At 70.8% G+C, this 16,486-nt stretch carries 13 protein-coding genes; 7 read left to right on the top strand and 6 right to left on the bottom strand.

The annotated features are described in order from the left end of the window. Positions 1 to 22: 22 nt before the first annotated feature. From ACH3VR_RS15475 to ACH3VR_RS15455, 5 genes are all read right to left on the bottom strand, one after another. Positions 23 to 2,059, bottom strand: coding sequence for a bifunctional lysylphosphatidylglycerol flippase/synthetase MprF (locus tag ACH3VR_RS15475; RefSeq protein WP_397557216.1), 2,037 nt, complete (start codon positions 2,057 to 2,059; stop codon positions 23 to 25). Continuing rightward, positions 2,056 to 3,321, bottom strand: a complete 1,266-nt coding sequence (locus tag ACH3VR_RS15470; RefSeq protein ID WP_397557215.1) for a hypothetical protein — start codon at positions 3,319 to 3,321, stop codon at positions 2,056 to 2,058. The genes ACH3VR_RS15475 and ACH3VR_RS15470 overlap by 4 nt, the downstream gene beginning before the upstream one ends. Further along, positions 3,314 to 3,997, bottom strand: coding sequence for an HAD hydrolase-like protein (locus ACH3VR_RS15465; RefSeq protein WP_397557214.1), 684 nt, complete (start codon positions 3,995 to 3,997; stop codon positions 3,314 to 3,316). Before ACH3VR_RS15465 ends, ACH3VR_RS15470 begins: the two co-directional genes overlap by 8 nt. 90 nt (positions 3,998 to 4,087) lie before the next feature. Next, the gene (gene nucS / locus ACH3VR_RS15460; RefSeq protein ID WP_397557213.1) at positions 4,088 to 4,801 is read right to left on the bottom strand and encodes an endonuclease NucS; all 714 of its coding nucleotides are present in this window, start codon (positions 4,799 to 4,801) and stop codon (positions 4,088 to 4,090) included. A 127-nt stretch (positions 4,802 to 4,928) separates the two neighbouring features. Beyond that, positions 4,929 to 6,167 carry an MFS transporter gene (locus ACH3VR_RS15455; RefSeq protein WP_397557212.1) on the bottom strand — a complete coding sequence of 413 codons (1,239 nt, stop codon included), beginning with the start codon at positions 6,165 to 6,167 and terminating at the stop codon, positions 4,929 to 4,931. A gap of 61 nt (positions 6,168 to 6,228) precedes the next feature. Between ACH3VR_RS15455 and ACH3VR_RS15450 the strand changes: the two genes are divergently transcribed. From ACH3VR_RS15450 to mnhG, 7 genes are all read left to right on the top strand, one after another. Beyond that, a complete protein-coding gene (locus ACH3VR_RS15450) occupies positions 6,229 to 7,272 on the top strand; it encodes a LacI family DNA-binding transcriptional regulator (RefSeq protein WP_397557211.1) in 1,044 nt (347 codons plus the stop codon). Positions 7,273 to 7,370: 98 nt separating this feature from the next. After that, entirely contained in the window at positions 7,371 to 10,373 is a 3,003-nt protein-coding gene (locus ACH3VR_RS15445) for a Na+/H+ antiporter subunit A (RefSeq protein ID WP_397557210.1), read from the top strand. Further along, a complete protein-coding gene (locus ACH3VR_RS15440) occupies positions 10,370 to 10,903 on the top strand; it encodes a Na(+)/H(+) antiporter subunit C (protein WP_397557209.1) in 534 nt (177 codons plus the stop codon). The genes ACH3VR_RS15445 and ACH3VR_RS15440 overlap by 4 nt, the downstream gene beginning before the upstream one ends. After that, entirely contained in the window at positions 10,900 to 12,456 is a 1,557-nt protein-coding gene (locus ACH3VR_RS15435) for a Na+/H+ antiporter subunit D (RefSeq protein ID WP_397557208.1), read from the top strand. Before ACH3VR_RS15440 ends, ACH3VR_RS15435 begins: the two co-directional genes overlap by 4 nt. Further along, positions 12,453 to 13,025: a Na+/H+ antiporter subunit E gene (locus ACH3VR_RS15430; RefSeq protein WP_397557207.1), complete on the top strand. Its 573-nt coding sequence runs from the start codon at positions 12,453 to 12,455 to the stop codon at positions 13,023 to 13,025. The genes ACH3VR_RS15435 and ACH3VR_RS15430 overlap by 4 nt, the downstream gene beginning before the upstream one ends. After that, the gene (locus tag ACH3VR_RS15425) at positions 13,022 to 13,294 is read left to right on the top strand and encodes a monovalent cation/H+ antiporter complex subunit F (protein WP_397557206.1); all 273 of its coding nucleotides are present in this window, start codon (positions 13,022 to 13,024) and stop codon (positions 13,292 to 13,294) included. Before ACH3VR_RS15430 ends, ACH3VR_RS15425 begins: the two co-directional genes overlap by 4 nt. Next, complete coding sequence (gene mnhG / locus ACH3VR_RS15420) at positions 13,287 to 13,643, top strand: monovalent cation/H(+) antiporter subunit G (protein ID WP_397557205.1); 357 nt, start codon at positions 13,287 to 13,289, stop codon at positions 13,641 to 13,643. The genes ACH3VR_RS15425 and mnhG overlap by 8 nt, the downstream gene beginning before the upstream one ends. A 13-nt stretch (positions 13,644 to 13,656) precedes the next feature. Here the strand turns inward: mnhG and ACH3VR_RS15415 are convergent, their stop codons facing one another. Further along, complete coding sequence (locus ACH3VR_RS15415) at positions 13,657 to 16,254, bottom strand: penicillin acylase family protein (RefSeq protein WP_397557204.1); 2,598 nt, start codon at positions 16,252 to 16,254, stop codon at positions 13,657 to 13,659. Positions 16,255 to 16,486 lie beyond the last annotated feature (232 nt).

The following is a 16,486-nucleotide window of genomic DNA, read 5'->3' as shown; positions in this document are numbered from 1 at the left end:
CGGTTTTTGTGCTGCCCGGACCTCAGTCCTTCTCGCCGCGGACCAGTTCGAGCCCCGCGCTCGCGAACTGACGGAGCGTGGCGTCGGGCAGGAACGCGCGGGTGAGACCCGTCGCGATGCGCGTGAGGTCGGTCTCGTCGCGGTAGAGGAGATACATCGTCTCGTACCGCGGGTGGAACTTCTCCTTGAACCGGTGCAGCGAACGGAACCCGTAGACGGGTTCGAGCAGCTCCGCGAGCCTGTCGGTGAGATCTGCGATGGGGCCGGCATCCTCGGGATACTCGTGTGTGAGCGGCGCGCCCGACAGCGAGAGGATCCGGGCCCCCTCTTGGGAGAAGTATCGCGCCGACGCGCCGATCAGATATTCCATGACGGGTCCGAAGCCGCCCTCGCGTCGGCGCATGAGGTCGAGCGTCCAGCCGCGCACCTCTGCATCGACGCCGTAGACGGGCAGCCACGAAAGGAAGCCGTCGACGTCTCCCTTGGGTGAGATCGCGAGGGCGAGGCGGACCTCGGGGTCCTGCGCCTCGTCGAGCGTGCCGAGCGTGAACCCCATCTCGGGCAGGCCTTTGTCACCGACCCACATCTCGGAGATCGCGCGCAGCTGCTGCTGAACGCCCCACGGCTCGTCGGCGAGTCGAGTCATGCGGAAGGTCATCTCCTCCCGCCCCGCGCGGTTGAGGGACGAGCGCACCGAGTTCCACTGCTTGCCCGTGAATTCGAGGCCCGGCAGGTCGACGATCGTGTCGTCGGCGACGACGAGGCTGCGCCATCCATCGGGCACAGCGGCCTTCGTCGCCTCGCTCGCGCTGAAGAAGCAGGGGATGAGCCCCGCGCGCTCCGCGCCGTCGATGAACTCGACGATCGAGTCGGGGCGGGATGCCTCCGCCCCGAGCGGGTCGGCGAGCACGATCGCGACGCCGGATCGGCGCTGATACGCGACGATGCCCGCGGAGGTGCGGACGTAGTCGTTGCCGTCCCACGTGGTCATCCACGACAGGGTGCCGCCGCCGCACCGATGCAGGACGTCCTTCACCTCGGCGACCGTCGGCGCGGGCTGCGCGCCGAGACGGGACTTGCGCCGTGCGCGGAAGGCGTGGCGCACCCACACGAGGTAGACCAGGAACATGAGCCAGAGCGCCGAGCGCGCGATCGCGACGCTGAAGTCGCCGACCGAGGACTGCAGGCCGGCGGTTCCGGCGAGGAGGAGGATGACCAGAAGCGTCGCGACGACGACGTTGAAGACGGCGTAGCCGACCGTCCAGCGCCAGGCCCAGCGGCGCCCGCGACGCAGGCCGTCGGCGAAGAACAGCGCGACGGCCGCGTCGATCGCGGCATCCAGCCACGGCCCCTCCACGGAATCCGTGTGCCCGAACGCTCCGTTCGTGGGAACGAGCGTCGTGAGCACCGAGACGGCGCCGAGGGTCAGCGCCACGACGAAGGCGATGAGCCGCTGCTCGCGGATGGTCGTGCGCTGGATGCGCAGCGACCGGTCGGCGAACAGCACGAGAGCGACCGCGAAGGCGTGCTCGAGGTCGTCGAGCGATCCCCAGAAGAGGAGGGCGAGCACGGTGACCCCGAGGAGCACGAGCCACGCCCGCACGCGCCACGGCTGCGCGAAGAGCCCGACGGCCGCGGCGATGCAGGCCATCGTGCCGCCCGAGGCTCCCACGTCGAGGGCGAGCGCCTCCTCCTGCGCCCACGGCCACGGGGTCATCGAGAAGACGAGGAGGAAGAGGGCCGATGCCAGCACGGCGAACAGCTGTCCGATCCCGAAATACGCGAGGGCGACGCGGGTGCCCCGGCGCGACTCCAGGAAGCCCATGCCCGCGAAGCTCGCGATCGTGAAGACGTAGGCCAGTGGATGGCTGACGAAGAACGTGCCCGTCACGGGCGTCCACCACCGGCCCTGGGACAGGGCGGGAAGGCCGTACGCGACCACCTCGAAGGTGTCGCTGTCTTCGAAGGGGTGCCAGAGGCCCTGCCAGACGACTCCGGCGACGAGCAGGAGCGCGACCACGGTCAGCGTCGCGGGGACGCGGCCGAGCATGCGCATCATCTGCCTCCCGTCGCCTCGAATTCTGCCAGCGCCTTGGCGTCCTCGGCATCCCGCATCGCACGGCGGGCGGAATCGAGCGCGGCAACGGGGTCCTGCGCCTGGCGGGCGTCGGCGAGCTCCCGCTGCGCCGACAGCAGCCGGAGGCGCGCGGGGGCGCCCGCTCGGGAGTGCACGACGGCTGCCTCGGCCTGTGCGATCGCGCCGCGCGCGGCGGCGAGCGTGCCCGGCAGGGCCGTGCGCGCACCGCGCAGTCGCTGCTGGGCCGTGTGGGCATCGCCGAGGGCGAGGTCGAGGCGATCGCGCAGCCGTGCGATGCGGTCGACGGTGCGAGTCGGATGCGAGCTCGACGCCGGCTCGAGCGCGTCGAGCTGAGCCGTCACGGCCCGAAGCTCCGAGCCGAGCCGAGCGGCGTCATCGGGCTCGAGGTGCTCGCGGGTCACGAGGGCCTGGCGCAGCGCGCCGCGCGCGGCCGCGAACTCGTCGGGGAGCGCCTGCGCCGCCTGCGTCACGAGGCGATGCGTCTCCTCGAGCGTGCGCGCGTCCGACTCGGCGAGCCGCAGCGACCGTTCGGCCGCCGCGAGATCGGCGAGAGCGCTGCGGGACGGATCGTCGGCCTCCGCGGCGGCACGCGCGAGCAGGCGTTCAGCCTGATCGGCCTCAGCGATCGCCGATTGCGCGCAGTGCGCGGCATCCCGCCATTCGTCCTCCGCGAAGCGGGCCCGCAGCTCGTCGACGAGCTTTCCCGGGTCGCCCATCGAGGCGCGCAGGCTTGCCAGTCGTGTGCGCTCGCCCTCGATCTGTGCGGCGGCGGAGACGTTGGCGCTCATCCACGCGGCGTGGTCGGCGCGCGCTCGCGCGATCGTCGCGAGGGCGTCGGAGCACTTGCGCTCGATGCGCGTCGCGACCCGCCTGATCTCGGGGGGCTGCACATCGGGCTCGCCCGACGCGCGATACTCATCGAACGCGGCATCCCGCGCGTGCTGTGCCGTGAGGCGTGCGCGGCGGAGGGATGCCGGAGCCCCGCCGCCGTAGAGCGCGCCGGACAGGCCCACCTCGAGCTCGAGCTCGGCCACGGCGTCGTCGAGGCGCACGAGCGCGGCGCCTGCGCGCTCGCGTTCGGCCAGAGCCCTCGTGCGCGCCTTGGACGAGCGCCGGGCTCGGCGCACCGCCCAGGCCGTGATCGCGATCGCGAGTGCCGTCGCGCCGAACACCACGAGCGCCGGGATGACCCACCCCAGCACTCCCGTGACAGTGTCAGCCATCGACATCCTCGATGAGCAGCAGGGTGCGCAGCTCCTCGACCGTGTCGACGGCGGCCTGCGCGCCGTCGGCCTCGTGCGGCCAGCTGAACCCCCACCGCACGAAGATGACGGGGACGCCGTGCTCGGCGCCGCCCTCGACGTCGTGATGACGATCGCCGACGAGCACGGGGCGGCTCGTGTCGACACCCGCCGCCGCGAGACGACGCAGCGCCTCGGCGACGATGTCGGACTTCGCGCTGAGCGTGCGCTCGTCGAGCGTCGCCCCCACGATGGAGGTGAGGTAGGGCTCGAGACCGAAGTGGTCCATGAGCGCCTGCACCTGGATCTCGGGCTTCGAGCTCGCGGTCGCCTGCGGCACGCCGTTCTCCGCGAGCTCGGCGATGAGCTCGCCGATGCCCGGGAAGAGCTTCGCCCCGGTCGTGTAGCCGTCGGCCTTGCCGATCGTCCGGTAGTACGCGACAGCCTCGGTGGCCTCGGCGGGACTCATGCCGACATTGACCTGGAACGAGTCGTACATCGGCGGACCGATCCAGTGCACGAGCTCAGCCCGCGTCGGGCGAGGCTTGCCGAAGTGGTCGAGGGCGATGGTCAGGCGACGCAGGATTCCGTCCGAGGCATCCACCACGGTCCCGTCGACGTCCCAGAGGACGCAGGTCCACGGTGATCGGAGCGACATGGGATCAGCCTAGGACGGGCCCGTGTCGTATGCCGGTCGCGGAAATGTCCGGTGCGTGTCGCACGCGGTTCCAGGACGGCGGCCCGGTGATCAGAAGAGGGTCGGGATGCCGCTCTCGACGCCCTTCATGGCGTCGTAGTCGAGCACGACGGTGACGATGCCGCGGTCGCCGGCGAGGGTCTTCGCCTGCGGTGCGATGCTCTGCGCTGCGAGAACGCCGCGCACGGGCGCCAGGTGGGGGTCGCGGTTGAGCAGTTCGAGGTAGCGCGTGAGCTGCTCGACGGCGTCGATGCCGGCGCGGCGCTTGACCTCGACGGCGATGTGCCGGGGCGAGCCCGCCTGCACCGTGAGGGTCGTGCGCAGCATGAGGTCGACGGGTCCGATGGCCGTCGGGAATTCGCGGCGGACGAGCGCGAGGTCGTCGCCGATGACGTCGACCTGCTCGGCGAGGAGGCGCTGCAGATCGGCCTCGACGCCGTCCTTGACGAGGCCCGGGTCGACGCCGAGCTCGTGCGACGAATCGTGGATCAGCTCGTGGATGCGCACGAGGAGCGCATCACCGGTCTTGGCGTGCGTCACGCGCCACTGCTCGACGACGCCTTCGGCGGCGGTCTCGGCATCCGGCTCCTCCACCGTGAGGGTGCAGGGCGGACTCATCCAGTTGAGCGGCTTGTACGACCCGCCGTCGGAGTGCACGAGGAGGCTGCCGTCGCCCTTGTGCACGAGCAGGCGCGTCGCGAGCGGGAGGTGCGCCGTGAGGCGACCCGTGTAATCGACGGAGCAGCGGGCGATGACCAGACGCACCCGAAGAGCCTAGCCCGGCGTCGCACCACCGCGAGCCGATACGTTCTCGACGAGCCGATACGGCTCAGACCGTCTGGCGCGTATCGGCTCGACAGGGCTGTATCGGCTCGCGGAAGAGGATGCCGGGTCAGTGCGCGGAGCGGTGACCGGCGCCGACCTGCGAGCCCGCGATCGGCTTGGCGGCGCCCGACGCGAAGCCCGACAGCGCGATGAGCGCGACGAGGATCCAGAGGGTCGGGAGCAGGCCGATCTCGTGGCTTACCCAGCCGAGGATCGGCGGGCCGCACAGGAACGCGATGTAGCCGATCGTCGCGGCGGCGCTCACGGATGCCGCGGCCTTGGCCGGGTCGTCGGCCGCGGCCGACATGCCGAGCGGGAAGCCGAGCGACGCCCCCATGCCCCACAGCGCGACGCCGATGAGGGCGACCGGCCAGGTCGGCGCGAGGATGAAGACGACGAGCCCCGCGCCCGCCGTGATCGCGAGGATGCGGAGCGTCCAGACGCGGCCGAAGCGGTCGACGAGCGGACCGCCCAGTGCCCGCACGGCCGTCATCGCCACGGAGAAGACGGTGAGCGCGATCGCGCCCTGCGCCTCCGTGCCGCCGTGGCCGTCGACGACGGCGAGCGGCAGCCAGTCGTTCGCCCCGCCCTCGGCGAAGGCCATGCCGAGCATGATCGCGCCGATCGCATAGGTGCGGGGGTCTCGCCACACGGCGACGGCCGCGGCGAAGCGCTCGCGACGCGTGACGGAGGGCACGTCGCCGGGGGTGTCGTCGGTGGCCTCGCGGCGCGGGACGAAGACGACCGCCACCGCGCCGCCGGCGACCACGACGGCTCCGACGATCCACAGGTGCGCAGCGACGCCGACCCCCCACGCCGTCATGGCGACGCCGACCGCGGCGCCCGCGACGGTGCCGAGGCTGAAGAAGGCATGGAAGAGCGGCATGATCGTCTTCCCCGTCGCCTGCTCGACGGCGGCGCCCTCGACGTTCATCATGACGTCGGTCGACCCCATGCCCAACCCCATGAGCGCGAGGCCGATGGCCGTCGCCGCGAACGAGGTCGTGATCTGGGCGCCGAGGCCCACGACGACGATGCCGGACGCGAAGATCCCGAGGCCCACGAGCAGTCCGCGGCGCGCACCCCAGCGGGCGAGGATGACGTTCGCGAGTGAGAGGCCGAGGATGGATGCCGCTCCCGACGCGAAGAGGAGGAGGCCCACCTCGAAGTCGTTGATGCCGAGGTTCGCCTTGACGGAAGGCACGCGCGACGCCCACGTCGCGAAGCCGAGGCCCGTCGCGAAGAAGATCGCGAAGATGGCCGTGCGCCAGGCGACGATCTGCGGGCGGGAGAGCGCGGTATCCATCGGAGTAGCTTACCGAATCGATTCGATGTTGAGGAGTGGGAGAGAGTACGATCGGAGCGCGATGAGCACCAGACGCGCCACGATCTCCGACGTCGCCCGCGAGGCGGGCGTCTCGCCGTCGACCGCGTCCGTCGTGTTCAGCGGCAAGACCCCGGTTTCCGACGCGACGCGCCGCCGCGTGCTCGAGGCCGCGGAGTCGCTCGGCTACACGGGCCCCGACCCGCGCGCGGCGTCGCTGCGGCGCGGCCGGTCGGGCATCGTCGCCGTCGTCTTCGAGGAGCACCTCGGCCGGGCCTTCCAGGACCCCGTCAAGATCCTCATGATGGACGGGCTCACCGAGAGCGTCGCGGGAATGGGCGCGGGGCTGCTGCTGCTGCGCGACCAGGACCCCGAGTCCAGCGCCCCCTCGCTCACGACGGCACCCGTCGACGCCGCCGTGCTCGTCGGCTGCAGCGGGATGCTGCGCGAGTCGCTCGCGGTCGTGCGCGCCCGCGGCATCCCGGTCGTCGTCATCGAGGGGGATGCGGGCGACGACGTGCCCCGCATCGGCCTGGACAACCGCGAGGCCCAGCGCCAGATGGCCAGCCACGTGCGCAGCCTCGGACACGAGCGCGTCGCCATCGTCGCTCTGCCCGTGCGCACGGGCTGGGAGCGCGGCTGGATCGACGATGACGAGCGCATCGCGGTCGACGTCACGCGCAATCGTCTGCTCGGCGCCCGCGATGTGTTCCCGCACGCGCCCGCGTTCGCGGCCGCCGGCAGCTTCATCGACGAGGGGCTCGCAGCAGGCCGCGTGCTCTTCGCCGATCCGGCGGCCCGCCCGACCGCCGTGCTCGCGCAGAGCGACCTGCTCGCAGCGGGCGTCGTGCGCGCCGCCGAGGAGGCGGGCCTGCGCGTGCCGGAGGATGTCAGCGTCACGGGATTCGACGGCATCGTCGTCGACGGGCTCGCGCCGTACGAGCTCACGACGATGTGGCAGCCGTCGGCCGACAAGGGCCGCGCCGCAGGCGAGGCGATCGTGGCGATGCTCCAGGGCGGGGAGGCGGCATCCATCCGCTTCACGTGCACATTCCGCGAAGGGAATACGACCGCTCCGCCGGCCTGAGTCCCGCCCTGCGGGAGGCCGGCCGACCCAGCGCCGGTAGACTGGCCGACGACCCCGAACGCCCGCGCCACTGGCCGCGACCCCCGAGGAGGCCGCGCATGCTCGTCCTTCTCGGCGCGTTCGCGGTGGCGCCCCTGCTGCTGCCGTGGCTCGTCGGACGGATCGGCGCACGCGCCTTCTTCTTCGCCGCGCTGCTGCCCGTCGTCGCCTTCGTGCAGGCGGCATTCGAGACGCCCGCCGTGCTCTCCGGCGACACCCCCTTCGAGACCTACGACTGGATCCCGGCGCTCGGCATCCAGCTGTCGATGCGCATGGACACGCTCGGCTGGCTCATGGCCCTCATCGTGACCGGCGTCGGCGCGCTCGTGATGATGTACTGCCGCTGGTACTTCCGCGGCAAGAGCGTCGAAGGGGTCGGCCAGTTCTCCGCCGTGCTCCTGGCATTCGCGGGCGCCATGTACGGGCTCGTGCTCACGGACGACATCGTCGTGCTCGTCATGTTCTGGGAGATCACGAGCGTCCTGTCGTACCTGCTCATCGGGTACTACCACCGCCGCGGCGCGAGCCGCCGTGCGGCGCTGCAGGCCCTGCTCGTGACGACCCTCGGCGGGCTCGTCATGCTCATCGGCGTCGTGCTCATCGTCGTCGAGGCGGGCACGTCGAGCCTCTCAACGATCCTGGCCCAGGCGCCGACGGGGGCCGTCGTCGACGCCGCGCTCGTGCTGATCCTCGTCGGAGCCCTCAGCAAGTCGGCCATCTTCCCGTTCCACTTCTGGCTGCCCGGCGCCATGGCCGCCCCCACGCCGGTCAGCGCATACCTCCATGCCGCCGCGATGGTCAAGGCGGGCATCTACCTCATCGCGCGCCTCGCACCCGTCTTCGCGATCGCCCCGCCGTGGCGGCCCATCGTCGTGTCGCTCGGCGTGTTCACGATGCTGCTCGGCGGCTGGCAGGCCCTCCGCGAGACCGACCTCAAGCGCGTCCTCGCGTTCGGCACCGTGAGCCAGCTGGGCCTGCTGACGGTCGTGCTCGGCTACGGCACGCAGGATGCCGCCCTTGCAGGCCTCGCGCTGCTCCTCGGCCACGCCCTGTTCAAGTCGAGCCTGTTCCTCGTCGTCGGCATCATCGACCGGCAGCTCTCCACGCGCGACATCCGCGAACTCAGCGGGGTGGGCCGGCAGGCGCCCGTCATGGCGACCTTCGCGACGATCGCCGTCGCCTCGATGATCGGCATCATCCCCACGATCGGGTTCGTCGCGAAGGAGGGCGCCCTGACCGCCCTGCTCGACGAGGCGACCGGCGGGGCGCCGTGGGGCATCGTCGCGTTCGGCGGGGTCGTGCTCGGCTCGGTGCTGACGTCCGCCTACGGCATCCGGTTCCTGTGGGGCGCGTTCTGGACGAAACGGGTCCCCACGCCCACTCCACGCGCCGCTGGCGCGTCGCGCGGAGCCTCCGGGCGCGTGGGCCCGGCCGTGGGCGAGACCATGCCCCCGACGGAATGGCCCGATCCGCCCATCGGCTTCCTGAGCGCACCCGTCGTGCTCTCCGGGCTCACCGTCGTCGCCGGTTTCGCGGCGCCGCTCCTCGACATCGCCTTCGCGCCCTACGCCGAGACGGCCCCCGCGTCGACCCCGGGCGTCGCCCCGCCCGAGCACATGTACCACCTGGCGCTGTGGCACGGGCTCGAGCCGGCGCTGTGGATCTCGCTCGCGACGATCGCGGTGGGAGCGGTCGTGTTCGCCCTCACGCGACGCGGGGCGCCCAGGCGCGTCATCCCGTTCACGGCCGCCGACATCTACAACGGCGCACTCCGCGGCATCGCGCGCCTTTCGGTGGTCACGACGAGCCTCACCCAGCGCGGGTCGCTCCCCGTCTACGTCGGCACGATCTTCGTCGTGTTCGTCGCGGCGGAGGGCACTGTGCTGGTCGCCGGCAACGACTGGCGCACGGCGTACGACGCGTACCAGACGCCCGCGCAGCTGCTCGTCGCCCCCGTCATGATCATCGCGGGCATCATCGCCACGCGCGCCCGCAAGCGCTACACGGGCGTCGTGCTCGTGTCGGTGACGGGCCTCGGGATGGTCGTGCTGTTCGCGACGAGCGGCGCCCCCGATCTCGCCCTGACGCAGATCCTCGTCGAGACCGTCACGCTCGTGGCCTTCGCGCTCGTGCTGAGACGCATCCCGTCGCGGCTCGGCGAGCACAACGCCTCGGTCGCGCCCATCGCGCGCGCGATCCTCGCGATCGCCGTAGGCCTCACGATGGCCGTCGTCGCGCTCGTCGCGACCGGTGCGCGGGTCGCGACGCCGATCTCCGCCGAGTGGGCCGATCTCGCCTACACGCTCGGCCACGGCAAGAACGTCGTCAACGTGGCCCTCGTCGACCTGCGCGGGTGGGACACGATGGGTGAGCTGTCGGTGCTGATCGTCGCGGCGACGGGGGTGGCATCCCTGGTCTTCGTGACCCACCGTGCCGACACGCTGTCGTCGCTGACCGCGCCGCTGCCTCGCGTGGCGTCACGGACGCGCCGGCCGCTCGTCGAGGCGGAGGACGGCGGCGTGCTGCCGCAGACCGCGGACCTCAGCCACCGGCCCCGAGCGTGGCTCGTCGGCGGGCAGCGGGTGAAGCCCGAGAACCGCTCGATCATGCTCGAGGTGATCGTGCGGATCCTGTTCCACACGATCATCATCGTGTCGCTCTACGTGCTGTTCGCGGGGCACAACCTGCCCGGCGGCGGGTTCGCGGGCGGGCTCATCGCGGGCATGGCGCTCGTCATGCGGTATGTCGCGGGCGGACGCTACGAGCTGGGAGCGGCGGCGCCGACGGATGCCGGACGGCTGCTCGGCGTCGGCATGACCCTCGCCGTCTCGTGCGCGATCGTGCCTCTGCTGTTCAACGCGCCGCCGCTGAAGAGCGCCTACTTCGAGGCGCACCTGGCGTGGATCGGCGACATCGAGTTCGTCACGCCGACGATCTTCGACATCGGCGTCTACCTCGTCGTGATCGGGCTCGTGCTCGACGTGCTACGCAGTCTCGGCGCCGAGGTCGATCGTCAGGCACTCGAGCTGCGCGAGGCGCGGGCGGGGGTGGGCTCGCGATGAACGTGTCGCTCATCCTCATCGTCGTCATGGCGGTGCTCTTCGCGTGCGGCGTGTACGCGATGCTCGAGCGAAGCCTCACGCGCGTGCTCATCGGGTTCCTGCTGCTGGGCAACGCCGCGAACCTGCTGCTGCTCGTCGTGATGGGCCGGCCGGGCGTCGCACCGTTCTACGGCGCGGGGGAGGCGGCATCCGATCCCCTTCCCCAGGCCCTCACGCTGACGGCGATCGTCATCACGTTCGCCGTGTCGGCCTTCCTGCTCGCGCTCATCTACCGGTCGTGGCAGCTCGGGCAGGCCGACACCGTGACCGACGACGAGGCCGACATCGCCGTGCGCGAGCGCAGTCTCGCCGCCGAGGAGACCATGGACGACGAGGCCGAGCTCATGGGCGACGACGCGACGACCGACTTCGTGGGCGTCGACACCGCGCCCATCACGGTGCTCGGCAGTCGCGACGTGCCAGGCATCGTCGACGACGCGCCGGCCGATCGGCCCCTCCGCGGACCGCGGGACAGGGGTGACGACTCGTGAGCGCGCTCGTCCCCCTGCTCGTGACGCTGCCCCTGCTGGGCGCGGCGATCGCCCTCATCGCGGGCCGCCACCGCAAGACGCAGGTCGTCGTGTCGATCGTCACGCTGACCCTCGTGCTCGTCATCGCCGCGGTGCTCCTGTGGGCCGTCGATGCGGGCGGACAGCCGATCGCCGTGTCGATCGGCGGGTGGCCCATCCCGTTCGGGATCGTGCTCTACGTCGACCGGCTCGCGGCGCTGCTCGTCGTCGTCTCGAGCATCGTGCTGCTCGCCGTCCTCCTCTTCTCGGTCGGCCAGGGTGCGGCAGACGGCGACGACGACACGCCCCTGTCGATCTTCCACCCCTCGTATCTGATCCTCGCGGCGGGCATCTTCAACGCCTTCATCGCGGGCGACCTCTTCAATCTCTACGTCGGCTTCGAGATCCTCCTCGTCGCGTCGTACGTGCTCATCACACTGGGGTCGACGGAGTCACGCATCCGCACGGGCGTCGTCTACATCGTCGTCTCGCTCGTGTCGTCGATCCTCTTCCTCGCGGCGATCGCGATGATCTACGGCGCCCTCGGCACGGTCAACATGGTGCAGATCTCGCAGCGCATGACCGAGCTGCCGCCCGACACCCAGCTCGTCCTGCATCTCATGCTCCTGCTGGCATTCAGCATCAAGGCGGCCGTCTTCCCGCTGTCCTTCTGGCTGCCCGACTCGTACCCGACAGCGCCTGCACCGGTCACGGCGGTCTTCGCGGGCCTGCTGACGAAGGTCGGCGTCTACGCCCTCATCCGCACCGAGACGCAGCTCTTCATCGACAGCAACGTCAACATGCTGCTCATGGTCGTCGCGCTCGCCACGATGATCGTCGGCGTGCTCGGCGCCGTCGCCCAGGCCGAGCTCAAGCGCATCCTGTCGTTCACGCTCGTGAGCCATATCGGCTACATGGTGTTCGGGCTCGCGATCGCCACGCCCGCCGCCATCGGCGCGACGATCTACTACATGGTCCACCACATCGTGGTGCAGACGACGCTGTTCCTCGCGGTGGGCCTGGTCGAACGCCGCGCGGGCAGCACGTCGATCCTGCGCGTCAAGGGCCTCATGCGCGCGGCGCCCGTCATCGCCGTGCTGTACTTCATCCCCGCCGTCAACCTGGGCGGACTCCCGCCGTTCTCGGGCTTCATCGGCAAGTTCGCGCTCTTCGACGCGGCGGCCAAGGTGGGCACGCCGGTCATGATGGTGCTCATCGTCGGCGGCATCGTGACGAGCCTCCTCACGCTCTACGCGCTCATGCGCGCCTGGAACCTCTCGTTCTGGCGCGAGGAGGAGGACTCATCCGAGACCGAGTCGCGCATCTCGTACCTCGGCGACGCGCCGGCGGCAGGCGTGCAGACCGAGCGCCGCGTCATCCCGCGCATCATGACCGCCGCGACGACCGGAATGGTGGCGGTCACTGTCGCGCTGACGGTGTTCGCCGGTCCGCTCTACGACGTGTGCGAGCGCATCGGCGCATCGCTGCTCGAACCCGTGACCCTCACGCAGCTGCAGGAGGACGCCGGACAATGAGCCCCGACTCGTCGAAGCGCCGCGTCGCGACGCAGCTGTGGCGCCAGCTGCCGTTCTTCGTCTGGCTCGTCGCCCTGTGGATGCTGCTGTGGGGCCAGTTCACGGTCGTCGCGTTCGTGACCGGCGTCATCGCGGCCGTCGTCGTGACGCGGGTGTTCCGCCTCCCGCCCGTCGAGCTGTCCGGGCGCGTCAACCTGTGGTGGGGCCTCGTGTTCGTCGTCGAGTTCCTCGTCGCCCTCGTCCGCGGGTCGCTGACGGTCGCGTGGCAGGTGCTCGACCTGCGCCGGCTGCCCGGGGCGGCCATCATCGCGGTGCAGCTGCGCATCCACGACGACCTCATCATGACCCACACGGCGGTCACGGCATCCCTCATCCCGGGCTCGCTCATCGTCGACGCCGATCGCGACCGCCGCATCCTGTATCTGCACGTCATCGGCGTGCGCAACGACGCCGACGTCGAGAGGCAGCGGGCGAGCGTGCTGCACTGGGAGGAGCGCATCGTGCGTGCGGTCGGCTCGCGCGCACAGGTGCGCAGGATCGCGGATGCCGTGGGAGGGGGTGCGTCGTGAACATCCTCGTCGCCGTCATCAGCGTCGTCTTCGCCGCCGCGGCCCTCGTCGCGCTGTACCGGATCGTCGTCGGACCCTCGATCCTCGACCGCGCCGTCGCGGCCGACGTGCTGCTGACCCTCGTCATGTGCGTCCTCGGCGCCGAGATGGCGATCAACCACCACACCCGGACGCTGCCCGTGCTCCTGATCATCGCGGCGGTGGGCGTCTTCGGCTCGATCTCGATCGCCCGCTGGGTCGCGCGACGGGACGGTGACAACAATGGATGAGATCCTCGACGTCGTCTCGCTCGTGCTGATCCTCATCGGCGCGCTGCTGTGCCTCACCGCCGCGATCGGCCTCGTGCGCTTCCGCGATGTGCCGAGCCGCCTGCACGCCGCGACGAAGCCGCAGGTGCTCGGCATGATCCTGATCTGCCTCGCGATCGCGCTGTCGCTGCGGTCGTGGCCCGTCGTCGCCTTCCTCGTGCCGATCGTGCTCATCCAGCTCGCCACGGCGCCGCTCTCGGCGCACATGGTGGGGCGGCAGGCTTACCGCAACGGCACGATCGACCGCGCGTCGCTGCACGTGGACGAGCTCGCCGGGTCGAGCGAGACCCCGCCCGCTGCCGGCGGCTGACCGGACCCGATGATCAGGATGCCGGGACGAGCGTCAGCGCGTCGGTCGTCGCGGCCGTGACCGCCTTGGGCGAAAAGACCCAGGGGGTCTGCTCGATCCGCTGCCACGTCTCGGTCTGGTCGGTGTAGTTCGGGTGGAAGGCGTGGCCGCTCTCGCCGGTCAAGTGGTTCCAGCGCGACGCGTCGAAGTCGGAGAGGTCGACGATCATGCGCATCGAGGGCACGGTGACGGTCTGGAATCCCTGGCCGAGGGTCCAGCCCGTCGCGTCGACGTTCGACGAACCGCCGCCCACCGGGTACGGGCCGCGGTTGAAGAGCCACTCGATGGGCGCGACGCCGGACTCGCCGAACGTCGCGTTCGTGAGCGTGAGCGCGTGCAGAGTGCCCCAGTTCCACCGGTCGATCTGGTCGCCCTGCAGCTTCACGAGCTTGTCGTACGCGCCCTTCGCGGTGCGTTCGAGCATCTCCTGCTGCCCCGAGACGCCGAGCCCCTCGTTCGTCCACCACGACGACGATGGGTCGTCGAGCAGGCGGCCGACGACGAGCGTCATGCGGCTCTGGTTCGACAGGGGCGCCGCATGCTCGCGTCCGCGCACGAAGAGGTTGCGCACGAGCTCGTCCCACAGCACGTTGGCGTACGCGGCGGCAGCCGAGTCGGGGTCGTTGTCGGCGTCCCACGTGCTGAGCAGGTCGAGAGCCGCGTCGACGTCGGCGTCGCCGGTCTGCACCGAGCCGTAGACCGAGGCGAGCTTCATCCCCATGCCGAAGCGGTCGTCGGCCTGGATGTCGCGCATGTCGTCGATGGTGACTCTGCCCTTGGCTATCGCACTTTCCAGGAGGTCGGTGATGCGCGCCGCCCGGTAGCCGTAGTCCCAGTCGCGCGTCAGAAGGTAGGGGTAGTCGGGTCCGACGATGGCGTTGTTCGCGGTGACGATGTAGCCCGCGCTCGGGTTGTACGACACGGGCAGCTCCTCGAAGGGGATCCAGCCCTTCCAGTCGTACGCCGAGTCCCAGCCGGGCTGGGGCATCGATCCGTCGCCCGCCCCGCGGATGGGGAGGCGGCCGGGTGCCTGGTAGCCGATGTTGCCCGCCGTGTCGGCGTAGATGAGGTTCTGCGCAGGCACGTCGAAGAGCGCGGCAGCGGCGCGGAAGTCGTCGAAGTCCTGCGCTGTATCGAGCGCGAAGATGGCGGATGCCGTCGTGCCGGGCTGCAGCGCCGTCCATTCGAGCGCGACGGCGTAGTCGCCTGACGCGGGCGGAGCGACCGGCGGCGACGTCGTACCGTCGGTGCCCTGATAGGGGTCGGCCGCGATCGCGTCGAAGTCGGAGGTGAGCCCGGACACGAGGGGACCGTGCGCCGTCGAGCGGATCTCCAGCTCGACGGGATCGGCGCCCGCGACCTCGATCGTCTCGGCGCGCACATCGAGGGGCACGAGCGCTCCGTCGCGCCAATACGAGTCGCCCTCCACCTTCTCGAGGTACAGGTCCGTCACGTCGGTCGTGAGATTCGTGAAGCCCCACGCGATGTGCTCGTTGTGCCCGATGACGACCCCCGGCATGCCGGAGAAGCCGAAGCCCGACACATCGAACGGGCACGACTCCGAGACCGTCTTGCAGCGCAGGCCGATCTGGTGCCAGACGCTGGGCATCGCAGCGCCGAGGTGCGGATCGTTGGCCAGGAGCGGCAGCCCGCTCTCGGTGTGCTCGCCCGACACGACCCAGGAGTTCGAGCCGATGCCCTCCGCGGCCCCGCCGACGAGCGTCGAGACGGCCGCGACGACGCCCTGCACCTCTGTCCAGTCGATCGACGCGGCTTGCGCCCGGGGCGCGGCATCCGGTGTCAGCGAGAGCGCGGGTGCGATCGGGGTGAGCTTCGGCACGATCACCGGATTGCGGTCGTAGGGATAGCCGGGATACAGCTCGGCGATCTGCTCGGCCGTGAAGTCGGGGGCCATGAGCGCGCGCTCGGTCTCGGTGTCGATGTTCTCGCGGAGGTCCCAGGCCATCGCCTTGAGCCACGCGACCGAGTCGGCCGGCGTCCACGGCTCGATCTCATAGTCCGGATTCTGGAGGCCGAGGATCGCGTACTCCAACGACACGTCGGCACCGGAGTGGCCTTTCAGGTAGGCGTTGACGCCGTCGGCGTACGCCTCGTAGTAGCCGCGTGTCGTGTCGTCGAGTGCGTCGACCTCGCGCTGCGCGATGTCGTGCCACCCGAGCGTGCGCAGGAACTCGTCCGTCGCGACCTGCGACTCGCCGAACAGCTCCGACAGCCGCCCCGACGTCACATGCCGGCGGAAGTCCATCTCCCAGAACCGGTCCTGAGCATGCACGTAGCCCTGCGCGTAGAAGAGGTCGTGCGTGTCGGAGGCCGTGATGACCGGGATGCCGAGACCGTCGCGCTGCACCGACACGTCGTGATCCAGCCCGGTGAGGGCGAGCTCGCCGGACACCTGGGGGAACGACCGCTGGATCGTCCACACGCCGAAACCCGCGGCGAGGGCACTGGTCACGAGCACGACGGCGACGATGCTGAACGCGATCACGCCGATCGTGCGCGCCACCGAGCGCTTGCGGGGGACCGGCACGGGGCCGGTGACGGGCTTCGGCATCGAAGGCACTTCCTCAGGAATGGACCGTGGGACGCCGTCTCATTCCGAGCGTGACCCAATCCCACGCGTCGGGCTCGCGCGGGCATCGTGTGGAATCGTAACCCGGGACGGCGCGGGATGCCTCGACCCGAAGGTATCGGCGCGGTATCGAGCCGCCTTCCCCATGTCGCCGGTCCTCTTGTGGGGGTCCGCCGCGGGGTGGTACACCGTGAGGACTGCACACACAGGACTT

The sequence above is a fragment of the Microbacterium alkaliflavum genome, assembly GCF_044325405.1.
Classification (GTDB): domain Bacteria; phylum Actinomycetota; class Actinomycetes; order Actinomycetales; family Microbacteriaceae; genus Microbacterium; species Microbacterium alkaliflavum.
Note: the sequence above shows the minus strand (reverse complement) of the source record. Positions and strands in the feature narration are given on the sequence as shown.

Excerpts from the sequence above, each read along its gene's own strand:
- ACH3VR_RS15465 (WP_397557214.1), bottom strand. The coding sequence starts at position 3,997 with ATGTCGCTCCGATCACCGTGGACCTGCGTCCTCTGGGACGTCGACGGG.
- ACH3VR_RS15450 (WP_397557211.1), top strand. The coding sequence starts at position 6,229 with ATGAGCACCAGACGCGCCACGATCTCCGACGTCGCCCGCGAGGCGGGC.
- ACH3VR_RS15470 (WP_397557215.1), bottom strand. The coding sequence starts at position 3,321 with ATGGCTGACACTGTCACGGGAGTGCTGGGGTGGGTCATCCCGGCGCTC.
- ACH3VR_RS15430 (WP_397557207.1), top strand. The coding sequence starts at position 12,453 with ATGAGCCCCGACTCGTCGAAGCGCCGCGTCGCGACGCAGCTGTGGCGC.
- ACH3VR_RS15445 (WP_397557210.1), top strand. The coding sequence starts at position 7,371 with ATGCTCGTCCTTCTCGGCGCGTTCGCGGTGGCGCCCCTGCTGCTGCCG.
- ACH3VR_RS15440 (WP_397557209.1), top strand. The coding sequence starts at position 10,370 with ATGAACGTGTCGCTCATCCTCATCGTCGTCATGGCGGTGCTCTTCGCG.
- ACH3VR_RS15475 (WP_397557216.1), bottom strand. The coding sequence starts at position 2,059 with ATGATGCGCATGCTCGGCCGCGTCCCCGCGACGCTGACCGTGGTCGCG.
- ACH3VR_RS15415 (WP_397557204.1), bottom strand. The coding sequence starts at position 16,254 with ATGCCGAAGCCCGTCACCGGCCCCGTGCCGGTCCCCCGCAAGCGCTCG.
- mnhG (WP_397557205.1), top strand. The coding sequence starts at position 13,287 with ATGGATGAGATCCTCGACGTCGTCTCGCTCGTGCTGATCCTCATCGGC.
- ACH3VR_RS15455 (WP_397557212.1), bottom strand. The coding sequence starts at position 6,167 with ATGGATACCGCGCTCTCCCGCCCGCAGATCGTCGCCTGGCGCACGGCC.